Source organism: Candidatus Melainabacteria bacterium RIFOXYA2_FULL_32_9 (assembly GCA_001784615.1).
Classification (GTDB): Bacteria; Cyanobacteriota; Vampirovibrionia; order Gastranaerophilales; family UBA9579; genus UBA9579.
Genome location: MFRQ01000016.1, coordinates 1 through 16,695, shown reverse-complemented (window position 1 = coordinate 16,695; position 16,695 = coordinate 1). Strand labels below are relative to the sequence as shown.

Annotated in this window: 17 protein-coding genes and 1 pseudogene; 16 read left to right on the top strand and 2 right to left on the bottom strand. The window is 32.4% G+C overall.

The genetic code is table 11. The annotated features are described in order from the left end of the window. Positions 1 to 34: 34 nt before the first annotated feature. Both A2255_03825 and A2255_03820 read right to left on the bottom strand, forming a co-directional pair. Positions 35 to 469, bottom strand: coding sequence for a hypothetical protein (locus A2255_03825; GenBank protein ID OGI23190.1), 435 nt, complete (start codon positions 467 to 469; stop codon positions 35 to 37). Between the two features lie 18 nt (positions 470 to 487). Then, complete coding sequence (locus tag A2255_03820) at positions 488 to 676, bottom strand: hypothetical protein (GenBank protein ID OGI23189.1); 189 nt, start codon at positions 674 to 676, stop codon at positions 488 to 490. A gap of 794 nt (positions 677 to 1,470) precedes the next feature. Between A2255_03820 and A2255_03815 the strand changes: the two genes are divergently transcribed. From A2255_03815 to A2255_03740, 16 genes and pseudogenes are all read left to right on the top strand, one after another. Continuing rightward, positions 1,471 to 3,315, top strand: a complete 1,845-nt coding sequence (locus tag A2255_03815; protein ID OGI23188.1) for a hypothetical protein — start codon at positions 1,471 to 1,473, stop codon at positions 3,313 to 3,315. 102 nt (positions 3,316 to 3,417) lie between these two features. After that, the gene (locus A2255_03810) at positions 3,418 to 4,317 is read left to right on the top strand and encodes a GTPase Era (protein ID OGI23187.1); all 900 of its coding nucleotides are present in this window, start codon (positions 3,418 to 3,420) and stop codon (positions 4,315 to 4,317) included. 319 nt (positions 4,318 to 4,636) lie between these two features. Next, positions 4,637 to 5,467: a hypothetical protein gene (locus A2255_03805; GenBank protein OGI23186.1), complete on the top strand. Its 831-nt coding sequence runs from the start codon at positions 4,637 to 4,639 to the stop codon at positions 5,465 to 5,467. Between the two features lie 121 nt (positions 5,468 to 5,588). Next, positions 5,589 to 7,829, top strand: coding sequence for a hypothetical protein (locus A2255_03800; GenBank protein OGI23185.1), 2,241 nt, complete (start codon positions 5,589 to 5,591; stop codon positions 7,827 to 7,829). A gap of 242 nt (positions 7,830 to 8,071) precedes the next feature. Next, positions 8,072 to 8,341: a hypothetical protein gene (locus tag A2255_03795; protein ID OGI23184.1), complete on the top strand. Its 270-nt coding sequence runs from the start codon at positions 8,072 to 8,074 to the stop codon at positions 8,339 to 8,341. 36 nt (positions 8,342 to 8,377) lie between these two features. Next, the gene (locus tag A2255_03790) at positions 8,378 to 8,701 is read left to right on the top strand and encodes a hypothetical protein (protein ID OGI23183.1); all 324 of its coding nucleotides are present in this window, start codon (positions 8,378 to 8,380) and stop codon (positions 8,699 to 8,701) included. 78 nt (positions 8,702 to 8,779) lie between these two features. Next, on the top strand, positions 8,780 to 9,379 hold the full coding sequence (locus A2255_03785; GenBank protein ID OGI23182.1) for a hypothetical protein: 600 nt from the start codon (positions 8,780 to 8,782) through the stop codon (positions 9,377 to 9,379). Between the two features lie 12 nt (positions 9,380 to 9,391). Further along, positions 9,392 to 10,006, top strand: a complete 615-nt coding sequence (locus A2255_03780) for a hypothetical protein (protein ID OGI23181.1) — start codon at positions 9,392 to 9,394, stop codon at positions 10,004 to 10,006. Further along, positions 10,006 to 11,073, top strand: coding sequence for a hypothetical protein (locus tag A2255_03775; GenBank protein ID OGI23180.1), 1,068 nt, complete (start codon positions 10,006 to 10,008; stop codon positions 11,071 to 11,073). The genes A2255_03780 and A2255_03775 overlap by 1 nt, the downstream gene beginning before the upstream one ends. Positions 11,074 to 11,148: 75 nt before the next feature. Next, entirely contained in the window at positions 11,149 to 11,454 is a 306-nt protein-coding gene (locus A2255_03770) for a hypothetical protein (protein ID OGI23179.1), read from the top strand. 38 nt (positions 11,455 to 11,492) lie between these two features. Further along, positions 11,493 to 11,780, top strand: a complete 288-nt coding sequence (locus A2255_03765; protein OGI23178.1) for a hypothetical protein — start codon at positions 11,493 to 11,495, stop codon at positions 11,778 to 11,780. A gap of 51 nt (positions 11,781 to 11,831) precedes the next feature. Then, positions 11,832 to 13,046 carry a hypothetical protein gene (locus tag A2255_03760; protein OGI23177.1) on the top strand — a complete coding sequence of 405 codons (1,215 nt, stop codon included), beginning with the start codon at positions 11,832 to 11,834 and terminating at the stop codon, positions 13,044 to 13,046. A 150-nt stretch (positions 13,047 to 13,196) separates the two neighbouring features. Then, on the top strand, positions 13,197 to 14,018 hold the full coding sequence (locus A2255_03755; GenBank protein ID OGI23176.1) for a hypothetical protein: 822 nt from the start codon (positions 13,197 to 13,199) through the stop codon (positions 14,016 to 14,018). A gap of 510 nt (positions 14,019 to 14,528) precedes the next feature. Beyond that, a complete protein-coding gene (locus A2255_03750; protein ID OGI23175.1) occupies positions 14,529 to 14,948 on the top strand; it encodes a hypothetical protein in 420 nt (139 codons plus the stop codon). A gap of 18 nt (positions 14,949 to 14,966) precedes the next feature. Then, positions 14,967 to 16,337, top strand: a complete 1,371-nt coding sequence (locus A2255_03745) for a hypothetical protein (protein OGI23174.1) — start codon at positions 14,967 to 14,969, stop codon at positions 16,335 to 16,337. Then, positions 16,324 to 16,695 (top strand): annotated as a pseudogene (locus tag A2255_03740) (hypothetical protein). The gene A2255_03745 and the pseudogene A2255_03740 overlap by 14 nt, the downstream one beginning before the upstream one ends.

Sequence of the window (16,695 nt, the reverse complement as noted above, 5' to 3'; positions counted from 1 at the left end):
AAATAATTATTTCCCTTCTTATATGATTGTATATTTACTTTGCACCGGATACTGGAGTTGAAATATCTTCTAAAGCTTCGTAGGTTTCGTGTTCTTCACCTGAAATAACAGCAATATCTCCAAGTGAAATTATTCCTACAACTTTATTATTTTCATCAACTACAGGAATTCTTCTAACTTTATTTTTCCTCATTTTTTCTATTACTACATCTATATCATCATCAGGATGACAGGTAACAACTGGTTTAGACATAAATTCTTTTACCAGCGTTTTTTCGGGGTCTTTATTATTTAAAACAGTGTACAGTGCAATATCTCTGTCAGTTACTATGCCTAAAATTTCATTATTTTCATTAACAACAGGAACCGCACCACAATTTAGTTCTTTCATAACTTGAACTGCATCTTTAGCTGTACATTCAGGGCGACACATTTTTATAAATTTTGTCATTACGTCTCGAGATTTCATAATTTCCCCCTTATTTATTTACATAACCGAGATTGCTTGAGTCGGGCAGGCTTCTGCAGCCGCTTTTGTATCATGTTCTAATGTTGGAGAAATGAATGTTGTAGTTGCTTCTGATAATCCTTGTGGATCAAACTCGAACACAGCAGGACAAATATCAATACAAATACTGCAACCTATACAGGCGTTTTTATTTACACTAGCTTTCATAGTATTCCTTTCTTATTGAACTGAATTATACGCTGAATAACAATATTACCTTGTACTACGGAATATATCATTGGTGGTTGTGCTGTACAATGACTCATTGAATATAAACCACGTGGCTATTATGAATTATACAGGCTATGTAGCCTTATCTGGAAAATAGAGATACTTTGTTTCAAAAATAATGATGATTGGGATATGTTTTATTGGAGGAACCTGTGCACCATGTCAATTTAAGGTGATAAAGTCACTTTTTCAAGGCATCAATTATTCCAGTCTTAATTATGTGCGTTAGCGACGGAAATAATTTACCCCCTGAATTTATGGAACAGTTCACCAATGGATTGACCGAATAATTTCAATGGGAATATTTTCTCCGTCGCTGTGCCTGTTAGCTTCGCACAGGCAAGGCTCCTACGAAAACATTCCCATCTCCATAATTAATTGCTCAAAGTACTAAATAAGCATATGTGCAATTTGGAAAAATTAACAATCTTAAAAAATTTTAAGATTGTTAAAGTGCTAATATTTTTGAACATTTCTATTTATAAGAATTTTTATCTAGCTATAAGCGAGATATTACAACGGAATACGTGATGTTGATTCTTCTATGTTTTGAATTATATAATTACTGCTTTACCATTATTTAAAAATATATAAGCAAACTTCAAATAAATTTGCTATTATGTTAATGTAATACAAAAATAAAGGTTAGTTAAAGAGGGACATTCATGATCAGACTTGAGAATGATGATTCGTTCCCGTGTATGAAGAGTGTGTAAGGGGAACAAGAATCTATGTCATCAGACTCATATGGTAATATAGATAGCGATAGTCACCAGGTATATATATCAACAAAAAACTATAGTGAACTATCAAAACAACCAGAAAGTATCGTATCAGAACTCGCAGTATGGCGAGCATTAATTGCAAATCTTGGAATAGCTGGAATTAAGCTTATATGCTGGTTTTTCAGCAGAAGTTCTGCTATGTTGTCAGAAGCTATACACTCAGCAGCAGATAGTTTTAACAGTCTTTGCTTATTAGTAGGATTAAAAAGAGGTAGTAGACCAGCTGATAAATTCCATCCATTTGGATATGGTCTGGAAGCAAATGTCTGGGCGCTTTTCGCCTGCTTATTAATGTTAATTGGTACGATTGTATCATTATATAGTGGTGGCATGAGATTAATTTATGGAAATGAACATATCCATGAATTATTGAAAAATTATCACCTAATTGCAATTACTTTATTTGTAAGTATTGCTTTTGAAATCTGGGCTGTAACTAGTGCAAGTATTGCAGTCGTTGAAGAAGCTGAAATTGAGGTTAAAAGCAAGTTTGATGCTTTCTTAAAATCATTCAAACATATACATCACATTAAAAGCCCGACAACTAAATTTGTATGGTACGAGGATATAGCAGCTTTAACTGGTGTTATAGTTGCGCTTATTGCTATAACTATATCTAAATTCTTTGTTAATGAATCAATTGCGTACATTCCTGATGCTGTTGCATCAATAATAATTGGTTTTATGCTATTTGGGCTTGTTATTTACCTGTTAAGATACAATATGAATTCTTTAACAGGTGCTGCTGCTAAACCTCAAATTGAAGAATTGATAAGGACAATAGCTTCTAATGTCAACGGTATATCTCAGGTTCATGACCTAAAAACAATGGATATGGGATCTTCAGGTCTTATTGTTAATATGGAAATTGAAGTTGATCCGGAAACTCAGGTTAAAGATGCAGATGATATTGCCGATAAACTTGAAGAAAAAATCAAAGAGAAAGTTAAAAACATTGCTCATATAACTATTGAAGTTCAGGCTGATGATACTGAAGAAAATTGGGGCGAGAAATTTGAAAGTCTAATTGATGAAGGTAAAGATACTGGAGTACTAAAACCGCAAGAAGCAAAAATGCTCTCTAAGTTCTTTGATTTTACGAATACAGTTGTTTGGGAAATTATGGTTCCAAGAACTAATATTGATTTTATTGATGCTGAGGCAAGCGTTGATGAGTTAATGGACAAAATTATAATTTCAGGACATACAAGAATTCCTGTGTATAGAGAAAGTGTAGATAACATTATTGGCGTTATTAATGCTAAAGACGTTTTAGCTGTTCTGAAAAATAACGATAAAGACAATGTTAAGCTCGAAGATCTAGCAAGAGAATTAATAATTGTTCCAGAAAATAAATCTATAAGTGACATGTTAAATGAGTTTACAAGAAGTAAAGCTCAGATTGCTGCGGTTGTTGATGAACACGGTGGTGTTGCAGGGATTGTGACCGTAGAGGATGTGCTTGAGGAAATTGTGGGAGAAATCTGGGATGAATATGATATTCCAGACACTGAGATAATAAAAGTTGATGAGAATACTTTAATAGTTAGTTCAAAAACAGAAATTTATGATTTAAATGAACGTTTCAATCTTGATTTACCAACTGAAGATTTCCAGACAATAGGCGGTTATGTATTTGGACTTGTTGGAAGAGAGCCTGAAGTTGGTGATGAAGTTGAGGCGAATGGCATTAAAATGAAAGTAGAGAGTATGGACGGGCATAAGATTGTCAGAGTAATTCTCTATAAAGAAGACGGTTTCACAGATGTACAGGAAATAGAAGAAGATTAATTATACATAAATTGAGTTACAGGAAATTAAAACCAGATTAGGCAGTTTACTTTTAACTGCCTAATTTATATTATAGAGATAGATTGTTTTGGAGTAACTATAATGACATATAAATCAGGATTTGTTGCAATAATTGGCAGACCTAATGTTGGAAAATCTACTTTATTAAATAAAATAATTGGTCAAAAAGTTGTTATTACCAGTGAAAAGCCTCAGACCACAAGAAAAAGAATCAGGGGCATTTATACCTCTGAAAAAGGCCAAATAATTTTTGTTGATACCCCAGGCATCCATAGACCCTTACATAAGCTTGGAGAGTTTTTACTGGAAGAAGCGAGATTAGCTATACCAGATGCAGATTTAGTTTTATATCTTGTCGATGGAACGGAAACAGCAGGTCCTGGGGATAGATGGATCATAAACAATTTACTGGAGACTGATACTCCGATAATGATGGTTGTAAATAAAGTTGATCAGATTAAATCTATGGAAAAAAGAGATGAGAATATAGATAGTTACAAGGAATTGTTTAAGGACAAGCAAATTCCTGTAATTAAAATTTCTGCTAAAACAGGTAGAAATATTGATGATCTTATAAAAAATATTTATCGTAAGTTGCCTAAAGGACCTCAATATTACCCTGATGAAGAAATAACCGATCAAAATATGCGAGCTATTGTTGAAGAGATGATCAGGGAAAGAATTCTGGTCAATACACATGAGGAAATACCACATAGTGTAGCAGTTACTATAGATAAATATGAAGAAAAGCCTAATATTGTTAATATAGCTGCGACTATTTATGTAGAGCACGATTCACAAAAAGGCATAATTATTGGTGATAAGGGTTCTATGATCAAAAAAATTGGAACCGAAGCCCGTGGTGAAATAGAAAAAGTTCTAGACTCGAAAGTATTTCTGGAATTATTTGTAAAAGTCAAAAAAGACTGGCGTAAAAAAGACTTATCATTAAAAGAGTTTGGCTATAGTTCAAGATCCTAAAAAATTTGTCTAATTCTCCAATAGAATCAGTTAGAATAAACGAAAAAGACGGTAAAGTGTAGCAAATGCTATTCGAGATAGTTTCAACAGTAAATAAGGACTAAGTATAAAGACACAAATCAAATAATCCCGTCCTTTCTAAAAGCATTAAAAAGTTTTAAATTGATTAAATAACTGAGTCTTAATGCCTACAATCAATTAAACTTTTCATTAATAAACATTACTAAAAATAGTAAGAAAAATAATAAATTTCTTCTATAAAGACTATTAACCTGATAAATTTAATTTAAAGGGTTAAATTAGAAAAGGTATTTAGTGGATGAAAAGTTATAAGGTTAAGTTAAGTTATTTATTGATTTTAACAATATCATATTTATTGAATGTTAATGCCTCTTATGGAGGTAAGGTCGATTTTGATGGTAATGGCGGTTTTAATTTCAATAGCAACACAAATATTCCCATGCCAGCAACTCCTTCACCACCTCCCTCTTCAGAATCAAATGATAATTCACCAAATACCTACACAAAGCCAAAGACACATCCCAAACATTCTTCAGGTTCCCTTCTCACGCCACAGATGAGAAATGACATTGTAGATAGTGTTTACGCACAAATGCAAGCACAGGCTAAGCAAAAGGCTTTAGAGGCGAAAAAACAGGCTGAAGAAGCTGAAGCTAAAAAAAAGCAGGAAGAAGCTAAAAAGAAAAAAGAGGCTCAGAACTGGATTAGAGATTATCAAGCTGATACAAATCCTAAAATAGATAATATAGATACTCCACTTAAGTCCTTAGATGATTCTGATCCGGTTAGAAACTTAAAAGGCTCTTATGTGCCGCCTATGGGTTATACAAAAAATCCTGCTAACGATGAATTTAAAGTGCCTAAATTGGAACCTCAGACTACACCAGTATCTAATGTGCCTAAAACTAATAATTCAGATTTATTAACTCCTGGTAAAACTGAAGGAGAGCTAAGAGAGATGTACTATGGCTCCGATAGAGAAATCATGCAGTGTGCCAGCGGTAAAAAAGAATGCAGCCCTGAATATGTAAAAGCCCTTCAAATGAAACGATTAACGGCTGAGCAGGGATTAACAATTCATTATAACTATAAAGAAGTTAACGGAAACTTTATTAAAAAACCTAGGTAATAGTGGACACTTTTCTTAAGTTAACGCTGAAAGTTCTGTTATAATCTGACAACATTTAAAGTTATCAGAACCCGATATACCAATAGCAAAGCTTAAAAACTAATAAACAGGAGTTGAATATATGAAAAAGGTAAGTTTACTGCGTAAATTATCATTAATACTGGTAATGTTTTCTACAGTAATCTTAATTGGTGGCTGTAGTCCTGAATATCTACAACAGCAAGGCATTGGCTCTTATAATTATGGGGACTATTTATACAGTGCAGGTCACTTTAAACTTGTGCTTGAACAACAGCCTGATAACCCTAATGCATATTACTGGCTTGGAAAGAATTATGCAGCAGTTGGGGATTACGATACTGCTATTGTTAACTATAAAAAAGCAATAGAACTGGGTGGACTGGTAACAAATTCTAAAACCACTCCTTCAAGCTATTATCTAGATTTTGGAAAGGCTTATTTTGACCTTGCAAATGCTTATTATGGAAAGGGAGAATATCAGGAAGCAGCAAAGACACTAAAAAAACTCAATGAAGTAAGTCCAGGCATGTGTATTGCAAATGATACAAATTTATTTCAATGTACAGTGATCTATGATTATGCAAATCAGGCAAAAGATGCTATTGACTTACATAATAGATACACATACGCTGAAATAAATTTGTCAAGAAAGAATAGAATACTGGCTTATTTCTATTTAAGAGATCACAATTATGATGCAGCCATAAATTTAGCAGTAAAAGCCATAGAACAAATGCCCAATAATGAGCTTGCTTATTATTTCTTAGGAGTGATCTCAGGAGAAAAAGGACAATATGATAAAGCGGTTGATACCATCAGAAAAGCTATACAAATTAAGAGTGATGATATAAGTCCTAAAAAATATTTGCCGATGTATATAAGCCTTGCCTATTATTTAGCCCAAAATGGGCAATATGATGCAGCACTGGCTGCTTATAATGATGCTATACAAAATACAAAAAATACAACTTATTCTATTCCTTATAATAAACTTATTTGGAACACTTCAACAAGTTCTTATGTGAATCAGATACGTTATAAAACAGGTTATGTATCTTATGATGATTATCCTTCAATAATGGCAACAGCTTGGGCTTCTTATAATGCAGGTAATTATACTGAGGCACTTAAACTAATTAATGATTATATTGATAAAGCTGATAATGGAAGGGTAGGAATGGTTATCCGAGATTCTGCTTATCTAAAATCATCTTTTGACTGTTATCATTATGTATTTTCAGTAAGACCTGATAGTCCTGCTGAAAAAGCAGGTCTTCAATTTGGAGACAGGATAGTTGCAATCGATGGAAAAAAAGCAAAAGGTAAATCCTCAAATGATATAGTAAATGAGATTTCAGGACCGGTTGGAACAGAAGTAACATTAAAAATAGAAAGATACAACAATCCTGTCAAAAAAGCAGATAAAGTTATCCTGGAGAAAAAACTAGTTAGAGAAAATACCAGAGATAAAGATGTTCTTGCCAGGTTGGCTAAAGTATATGGAGTAAGAAGTTTAATCTATAGAGCGCAAGGCGAGTCTGAGAAAGCTCATTCTGATGCTCAAATGGCAATAAAATATAATCCTGAATCTTTTAATGCAAAGCTGGCATGGGGATTGGCAAATAATGATAAGGGTAATTATAATGAGGCAATAAAAATTCTGGCAAGCGCTAAATTGCCGGAAAATGAAAGGCTTTATGGATTTGATGTTTATTATCTCTTTACTCCATTTCCATCTGATGAAGAATTAATAAAGCTAGGTAAAGCTACTGCTTATTTAAAACTGGGTAAGGCTAATGAAGCTGTTAGTTATCTACCAACAAAAGAAATATCTTATACAGCAGGACCTATTTGGAAGGAGTATCAAGTTTTATCATTAGAATTAACTAAATTAGCACAGACGCATAATGAAAAAGCTGTTAAATTAGAGCAAGAAGGTTTCTTGAAAGAAGCATTAAATGAATATACACTAGCTTTTTCATACGCTAATGATGAAAAGCAAGAAGAAGAAATAAGAAATAATATTTTAACTTTATTACAGGAATATCCTGCTTCTCTATCATTGTCAGAAGAAGCAAGAAGACATATGGTAAGAGCTGATGTACTAGTTAAACAAAATGACCTAAATGGTGCTTTAAATGAATGCAAAAGGGCTCTCAAGTTAGCTCCTTATATCCCAAAACTTTATTACAATATTGCAGGACTCAATAGTGGCTTAAAGAATTACGACAAGGCTATTGAATGTATGAATATTTATATAAAATTAGCTCCCGATGCTCCTGATATCCAGAATGCTAAAGATGAGATTACAAAATGGGAATTATTGCAGGAACGAAAATAGGGTTTTATTATGTTAAGCGTATATGAATTATTTATAATTGTTATAATTTCAGCATCTTTGGTGTTAAGTCTTTTAGCATTGGGGATTTTAGTCCTATTGGCATTGCATTTACATTTTATACGTTCATTAAGCAAAAATGTAAACGAAATCAAACAAATCCTTACAAAAGAAAACATAAAATAAGCTATTCTATTTTGAAATTTTCAGTTATAATCACTCCATTAAAATAACTTGGAGGCACCATGAAAAAGATATTTATTGTTTTAATGCTACTGGCAGCATCAAGCACAGTTAACACAAAATGCTTTGCTCAAAGCGCATGGGGACAGCTACAGCAAACTGCTGACGATAGTGGCTCTAACTGCTATACCAATGGTTCGTACGATTATGAAGGTGCAAGCAGTACTTCGGGGTATAATTTTGACACTCCATCAACTAGTCCTCCAGCTGTAGATTTAAGAGGCGCAGGTAAACATCCCACGCCACAGTTGTTGAGAGACTCTGACGACTAAATCATAATAACAAACATAAGATGACAAGGAAATACCATGAAAAAAATTATTGTTCTTTTTATAATACTGGCTGCATCAGGTGTAGTTAGCGCAAAATGTTTTGCTCAAAGTGCATGGAACCAAGCACAAGACACTGATTACTATGGAAATAATGCGGCTCACAGCTCTTCTGATGAAGGTGCCAGATCTACTGCAGGTTGTGGTTTTGATACAAATTGTGGTTCATCAACTGTAGTTGATTTAAGAGACGCAGGAGAACATCCAACTCCACAGTTATTAAGAAACTCTGATGGAAGTAATCCTTATACTCCTAAGAAGTACAGAAGTTTGAAGACTACTCCTCCACCAATGCCAAGATAAAAGCTTAAAACAATAAAATTAACGGTTATGAATAACCGTTAATTTTAAAAATAATATATTAACTGTAAGGAAGAATATATGTGGTGTAATGTTATTTTTATTATAATTGTGTTTATCATTGCTTTTGTTGGGTTTACAGGTTATACACTAGCGAAAGATAATAATAATTCAACATTGGATCAGCTTTCAAAGTCTGAATATGCTAATAAACTAGAACAGTTACCTCAAAATCCTAATACCTGGGAAGAACCTGTAAGTGCAATGTGTTATGATACAGCAGCTCCACCAGATAGGGATCAATATATATGTCCAGTTTGCGGAGAAATGACCTTATATTCCAGTTTTTTTGATATAGGAGGCACTGATCTTAGTAAAATATCTTATTATCGTAGTCTTATTAAAAAAATAAAAAAACTGGATGTTAAACTCGATGAATCTGAACTTTGCGAGAAATGTAGTCCAAATATCGAGACCCGTAAACTATACCTCTTAATAAAACCCAAAAATCATAAAAACTTAATACCACAAAGAACTAGCGATATTACTGAAGAGGATATAAACCTGCTTTATGAATATTCAGAAGGAATAAAAGAGCATAGTACATATTATGGGAAATTTCCTATAATAAATTACAAAGATCGCTTAGAAGAGTTGCTTGGAGCAACGGTAAAATTATAATTTTAATACTGAATGAAAGTAGAATATATGTGGTATAGTTTTATCTTTATTTTAGTCATATTTATTGCTGTTTTCGTAGGATTTACAGGATACACACTAGCGAAAGATAATAGCAATTCAGCATGGGATCAACTCTCAAAATTTGAATATGCTAATAAGCTCGAGCAATTACCCCAAAATTCTGATAGCTGGAAAGAGCCAGTAGGCGCAATGTGTTATAAGGTAGCAGCCCCACCTGAAAGAGCAGAATATATATGCCCTGTGTGCGGAGAAATGACTTTATATCCGATATATGCGAGTGGAACACTTGATTCAATACCTTCTTACCGTAATCTTGTTAAAAAAATAAAAAAAATATATGTAAAATTGGATGAGTCTCAGTTTTGCGATAAATGCAGTCCAAACACAAAGACTCGAGACTTATGTCTTATAGTAAAAGCCAGCAAAGATTCAAACCCGCATAAAACCTGTGATATCACTAAAGATGATATAATGCTGCTTTATGAATATTCAGAAGGAATAAAAGAGCACGACAATTACTATGAGAAAGTTCCTTTAGCAAACGATGAAGCTCGTCTGGAAGAATTGCTCGGAATAAAGATAAAAATAGATAAAGATAAAAAATAATGGAAAATAATCTAACTTCAAAACTGGCTCCATCATTTCTTCCTGCAACCTGCGTTCTGGAAATGACTTATAAATGCAATCATAAATGCCTTTTTTGCTCATGTCCCTGGGAAGCAAAGAATGATTTTAAAAAGAGAAAAGAATTAAGTCTTCAGGAATGGAAAGACTGCATAAAGCTGATGGCTGAAAAAGGTGTTTGTAATATTGCATTTACCGGAGGAGAAGCTTTATTAAGAAAAGACCTCAAAGAAATTATCGAGTTTGCAGGTTCCTGCATATCAGAATATATTGAAACCAAAGATGGGATTTTGGTTTCAGAGAAAAAACCACCAAAATTGTACTTAATCTCTAATGGCGAACTTGTTAATGATGAAGCACTTTCTCTTTGTAAAGATAATAATATTCATCTAAGTATGAGTTTACCGGGTCTTAGGACATTTAAATATCATACTCAATCAGGTAATTACCAGAAAATTCTCAAAAATTTCACCAAAGCCAAGGAAATGGGTATTACTACAACTGTAAATATCACAGTAACCAAGAAAAACCTGTTTGAATTATATGAAACCATATCTGAAGCCCTAATAGCAGGAGCAGATTCACTTCTATTAAACAGATTTCTTCCTGGTGGACGAGGGCTAAAATATGCCAAAGAACTTTTACTTTCTATAGAAGATATAAATAAGATGCTTGATATAGCTGAAGAGGTTTTAAAAACGGCTAATAGAAAAGGAAGCGTTGGAACAGAGCTTCCTAAATGTATTATTGATACAAGCAAGTATTCATATTTAAAAGTATCTACCAAATGCTCAGCAGCAATAAACTTCTTTGTAGTTGGACCTTCCGGATTTATCAGAACCTGCAATCATTCACCAATTGAGCTTTGTCATTTTTCAGAGTTTGAATCTCTAAAGTCTAACAGTTACTGGAAAAGTTTTACCCAGAAAGAATATATCCCATCATCCTGTAATGACTGCAATAGCCTGTCTGAATGCGACTGTGGCTGTAGAGAAGCAGCACATGTTTTCAGTGGAGAAATAAATTCTCAGGATCCTGTATTTATTTAAGAAAATTATAAAAGTTAATGATTAAACTATGCTAAAATTAGTTCAACTAAAATTAAGAATATTAAAGGAGAACGAATGATTAAGCAAATATATAGATTTTTATCAGTACTCCTAATATCAAATCTTATTTTTAGCCCAGCCGGTTTAACTAAATCACAGAAAAACACTGAGAGTTTCTCTGCAACTGTTTGCCAGAACAATGATAAAGCTAATAATACAGATAATGAAGAACCCATTAATAATCAAGATCCTATTAATAGAGATCCCAATCTTGAAAAAATGCCACCATATAATGATGATTCAGGCAAATTTACTACCTTATACGGTGTACAGATTATAGATGATATTTATCGCACATACCCTTCACCTAATGATCAATAATTAAAAACTTTATAATGATAAAAGTAATAGGAGGACATATGTTTAAACAAGTTTACAAGTTCTTATCAATACTTCTCATATCAAATCTTCTTTTTAGTCCGGCAGTTCTAAGCAAATCTCAAAAAGATCCTAATAGTCAAAAAAAATCAATAATACAAAGATTATTCTGTCATAAAAAACCTGCTGAACAGAAGCCCGATAATCAAAATACTAATGTTCAAAAGCCTACTTATAGTGATCCCGGTGGATATGTTACAAAATATGGTGTATATTACACTGATGACATCTTTGATACCTATCCTACAGTAAAGCCTAATGATAAATAATAGGTTATCGACTAATGTTTAAGCAAATAAACTTATAATAAGAGAATATAAATGTTCAAGAAAAAAGTGCTACATAATGTAGTCTGGGAAATTACTTTAAAATGTAATGCCAGATGTATTCACTGTGGTTCGTCAGCGGGAGATGCAAGAGAAGATGAACTAAGTACAGAAGAAGCTCTCAATATATGTGACCAGCTTTCTGAAGTTGGCTGTAAAGTTGTAAATCTAATCGGGGGAGAACTATTTCTCAGACCTGACTGGCATGAAATTATCAAAAGATTAATTCAAGGGAATGTCGATGTCTCGATAATAACAAATGGTATAGCTTTAACCGAAGATAAAATTGATTTTCTGGCAGACATAGGCATTAAAACTCTTGGTATAAGTATAGATGGCGGGAATCCTGAAACCAATGACCACATAAGACAAGTTCCAGGACTGTTTGATAAAATCTTCAATATAATGGAATATATTGATAAAACAAGTCTTAATGCAGTTGCTATAACTACTTTAAATAAGCTTAATATTTCTGAATTACCACAGCTTCGAGAAAGACTGATTAATTCTCCATTTAAAGCCTGGCAAATTCAACTTGCTGCTCCTCATGGAAGAATGCAAAATGATTTATTCCTGGATTTATTTGAATATTATATATCAGGTTTGTTCTTTGCTCAGTCCAGAATAACTGTCCCAATGAAGCAATTAGCAATCATATGTCTTCATGATTATGGATATTTTTCAAAGGTAATCCCTAGACATACTTCATATTCACAATGGACAGGATGCTCTGCTGGAAAAGGAGTACTTGGAATTAGAAGTGACGGTAAAGTTCAGGGCTGTTTATCTATTTATCAGGATGAATTTACAGAAGGAGATTTAAGACAACAATCTTTAAAAGAGATATGGCACTCAAAAAAACTCTGCAAATGGAATAAAAGGCTAAACAGATATTTATCATTAAAAGGCTTCTGTAAATCCTGTGAATTCGGTCTTGTTTGTCTAGGGGGCTGCTCAGATCTTGCTTATTCTTTAACAGGAAATGTTGGCGAAAATCCTCAATGTTACCACGCAATAGAATCATACTGGAAAAAAGCCAGCCCCAAAAATGAATTTGAAGAAGTATTTAAGGCAATAACTCAGGGTTATATGGATAAATTTGGTACTATATATCTAAAATCAGAAGAAAAACTCTCTATAGATTTTGTTGAAAATCTAAATATAGAGAAAAAACATAAAGATCTTCTTAAATTAATCGCAAATAAGTAACGCAATAAAAAATGCGTAAGTATTTTTTACGCTGTCCTTAATTAAACGACTAAAAATAACTAAATTAGTTTATTATGATTTATTGTATAATGATGTAAAAGAAATTTTTGAACATACTGGTTGGAATCGTATAGGGTGGAAGTGATTTAAATGTCTGATAATTTAACTTTATCTGTTATAATGCCTTCTTTAAATGAAGAAAATAATATTGAGCAAGCTGTATTTTCTACTCTTGATGCCTTTAAGAAATACAGTATTCAGGGGGAAATAATTGTAGTTAACGATGGGAGTACAGATAATACAAGAAATATTGTAGAAAATATAATTAAAATTCATAATAATGTAAGATTAATAAGCCATGATAAACCAGAAGGCATTGGATATTCATTCTGGGATGGTATAAAAAGCTCTGCAATGGATGTAGTGGTTATGTTTCCGGGAGACAATGAGAATGATCCTGAAGATGCACTGTCATTTCTTCCTTTAATGCATCATGTAGATATTATTATCCCATTTATTCACAATAGAGAAGTAAGAGATAAAAAAAGAAGATTTATCTCTACTCTTTACAGGTCAATAATTAATATTTCTTTTGGAATAAACCTTAATTACACTAATGGAACAACTTTTTATAGACGAGCAATACTTGATGAAGTTGAAATCAACAATTTTGGATTCTTTTATCAGGCAGAACTACTAATTAAACTTATAAGAAGAGGATATTTATTTGCTGAAGTCCCCAACTTCCTTGGAATAAGAAATGGCGGAAATTCAAAAGCTACAACCCTTAGCTCTCTCCTTAGTGTCATGAAAGGATATTTAAAACTAGCATATAATGTACATATAAAAGGTATAGCCGGACAAAGAAGACATTATAAGGAATTATACGATAAATCTACAGCTTATATTAGGCAGAATGATTTTGAAGAAAGAGCAAAAAACAGGTGTCTTAATATTACATTGATTTGTTAATCTGTATCAATTCTCTTTAAATTTTCAAATTCTGGATAATAGTCAAGTAATGAGTCATCACGAGATATTAAATATGGAAGACTATCGTTTGTCTTAATTGCGAAGTGATCTTAATGCAAATAACGTTTTTGAGATTGCGTCGCAACATCGATTATAGAAAATATCCCTGCTACAAGGTTCGCAATGACTCCCTCGATTTTAGTTTCTTATTTAACATTACCTAATTCTAACGTAATTCTGCATAAATATCTGGCGAAATATTGCTATTCTAATATAAAACCTCTACTTACAGGTTAACAAGACTTGAAGTAGGGGTTTTAGCTTATTTCATAAAATTAGTCTCAGAAATAAATCTTAGTCAATTCCTAGAAAAATACGTTATGGATTAAGGACGCAATAAAAAATGCGTAAGTATTTTTTACGCTGTCCTTAAATCTGTTATTGACAACTATTAGTTAATATAGTAATAGTTAATATATTAACTAATTATTAATAAGTGGTAGATTCAAGATGTTAGAAAGCTTTGTGGGATATCAGATTGGAAAGAGTTCTTTAAGCATTAAGTTAGCCATAAAACAAATGTTTATATCTAAAGGTTTCGATATCACACCTGAGCAGTGGGGTGTTTTGTACACCTTAAGCAAGGAAGATGGGCAGTATCAGAATAAACTGGCAAATAAACTATTAAAACAAAAACCAAACATTACCCGTTTAATAGATATCCTAGAAGAAAAAAAGTTGCTTATCAGAAAAATAAATACTGAAGATCGTAGAGTATACAAAGTATACCTAACAGAAAAGGGAAGAAAATTAGCAGAAGCAATTTATTCTCATATAGTTAACTTTGAGAATAAACTCTGTCAAGAATTACAAAAAGAAGAAATAGTGACATTAGGCAAATTACTAGGTAAACTCACAATTAATAGCTGATAATGAATGGAAATTAAAATGAAAAGCAGCACAAAATCAAAGATTATAGCAATATTATTAATGTTCATATTTTGTTTATCTATAGATAAACAAATATATGCAGTAGAAAATGTCTGTCCTGAATACTCTCTCGCCGATCTTTACGAAGCTGCTATAGAAAAATCAGAAATTATAGAAATATCCAAAGAAGATGTCTTAATTTCAAGAATCCAGAAGAATAAAACCTTATCAGATCTTATACCAAATCTATCTACTTTTGGGGATTATAGGCGATATGACAAAGCAAAAACCGCTTCGGGTGGAAGCTTCACTATACAACCTGAAAATGCATATACTTGGGGCGCAAAATTGGAACAATCATTATCTCTTGGAGGAAGAGAGTTCATTGCTTTAAATATGAGTAAGAAAAAAATAGAGAAAAGCAAAACTGATTTTAAAACTGTAAATGAAAACTATTTATTAAATGTCGCATCTGCTTATTATAATATTCTAAAAACTCAAAAAACATTGAAAATAGCTCAAGAAAATCTTAATAGGTTAGAAAAACATAAAGATGTAACAAAATTAAGACTCAAAGTTGGAGAGATCACTAAAACGGTTGTTCTAAGGGCAGAAGCTGAAGTTTCACAAGCGCAATCTGATGTAATAAGAGCAACAAATAATTTAAAAATGGCCAAAGCAAATCTGATAAAGTTAACCGAAATTGAAGATAATTTTACAGTTAGGGAGACTTCTTTTGAATCAATTGATATTGATGAATTAGCAAGTTTAAAAGAGCAAGCTGTAACTAATAGGACAGAATTAAAGAGTTTTGACTTGCAAACACAGATCGCAAAAGACCAGGTTAGATTTGTAAAGAGTACATATTTACCTGATGTTTCCCTTGAAGCTGCTTATACAGGAAATGACACATCCCCCTCAACTTCTTTTAATAATAAAGATGTTATATACGGACAAATTAGCCTTAAGATACCTCTTATCGAGGGAGGAAGAAGAAAAGCAGAGATTGATGAAGCCAAATCAAAGCTTAAACAATCAGAATTATTATACAAAGATCTTAAAAGCACAATAAGCCTAGAGGTAGATGATGCTTATTATAATTTAATGACACAACAAAGTGTTCTTGGCAAAATTCAAGATCAGCTAAAATTAGCTAAAGATAATTATGAAAAAATATCTGAACAGTTTAAAGAAGGTTTTGCCAATAGTATAGACATAGTGGATGCTAATAATTTTCTGGTTTCCACAGAACAACAACTTATAAATGCACAGTATGATTACCAAATAGGCATTCTTATACTTAAAAGAGCAACAGGTGTGTTTTTAAAAGAAATTGATAATGATTTGAGAGCTCAAAATAAAGGAGTAAATAACTATGACGCATTATAAAAATGCATTAACTTTAATATTTTCCTTCCTGGTTATTTTTACACTCGCTGGATGTTCAAAAAACGAGGAAGCAAAAAGCATAGAAATCCAAGAAAATATAATAAATGTAGAGACATTTAATGTTATAAAGAAGCAAATACGACCATCTATAGATAGCATAGGTTCTCTAGAATCTTTTGAAGAAGTTATTGTAAGTGCTGAAACAAGTGGAGCTCTAAGCAGAGTTAATTTTAGAGAAGGCAGTCTTGTTGGTAAAGGTACTATCCTAGCTTATGTTGAACCGACAGACTATAGATTAAGAGTCGAAAGTGCACAAGCTGCATTAAAACAAGCTCAAGCTTATTATGAAAATATTAAA

Coding starts and splice junctions, on each gene's coding strand:
- A2255_03810 (OGI23187.1), top strand. CDS start 3,418: ATGACATATAAATCAGGATTTGTTGCAATAATTGGCAGACCTAATGTT.
- A2255_03765 (OGI23178.1), top strand. CDS start 11,493: ATGTTTAAACAAGTTTACAAGTTCTTATCAATACTTCTCATATCAAAT.
- A2255_03745 (OGI23174.1), top strand. CDS start 14,967: ATGAAAAGCAGCACAAAATCAAAGATTATAGCAATATTATTAATGTTC.
- A2255_03780 (OGI23181.1), top strand. CDS start 9,392: ATGAAAGTAGAATATATGTGGTATAGTTTTATCTTTATTTTAGTCATA.
- A2255_03775 (OGI23180.1), top strand. CDS start 10,006: ATGGAAAATAATCTAACTTCAAAACTGGCTCCATCATTTCTTCCTGCA.
- A2255_03805 (OGI23186.1), top strand. CDS start 4,637: ATGAAAAGTTATAAGGTTAAGTTAAGTTATTTATTGATTTTAACAATA.
- A2255_03750 (OGI23175.1), top strand. CDS start 14,529: ATGTTAGAAAGCTTTGTGGGATATCAGATTGGAAAGAGTTCTTTAAGC.
- A2255_03790 (OGI23183.1), top strand. CDS start 8,378: ATGAAAAAAATTATTGTTCTTTTTATAATACTGGCTGCATCAGGTGTA.
- A2255_03815 (OGI23188.1), top strand. CDS start 1,471: ATGTCATCAGACTCATATGGTAATATAGATAGCGATAGTCACCAGGTA.
- A2255_03820 (OGI23189.1), bottom strand. CDS start 676: ATGAAAGCTAGTGTAAATAAAAACGCCTGTATAGGTTGCAGTATTTGT.
- A2255_03785 (OGI23182.1), top strand. CDS start 8,780: ATGTGGTGTAATGTTATTTTTATTATAATTGTGTTTATCATTGCTTTT.
- A2255_03825 (OGI23190.1), bottom strand. CDS start 469: ATGAAATCTCGAGACGTAATGACAAAATTTATAAAAATGTGTCGCCCT.
- A2255_03800 (OGI23185.1), top strand. CDS start 5,589: ATGAAAAAGGTAAGTTTACTGCGTAAATTATCATTAATACTGGTAATG.
- A2255_03755 (OGI23176.1), top strand. CDS start 13,197: ATGTCTGATAATTTAACTTTATCTGTTATAATGCCTTCTTTAAATGAA.
- A2255_03760 (OGI23177.1), top strand. CDS start 11,832: ATGTTCAAGAAAAAAGTGCTACATAATGTAGTCTGGGAAATTACTTTA.
- A2255_03770 (OGI23179.1), top strand. CDS start 11,149: ATGATTAAGCAAATATATAGATTTTTATCAGTACTCCTAATATCAAAT.
- A2255_03795 (OGI23184.1), top strand. CDS start 8,072: ATGAAAAAGATATTTATTGTTTTAATGCTACTGGCAGCATCAAGCACA.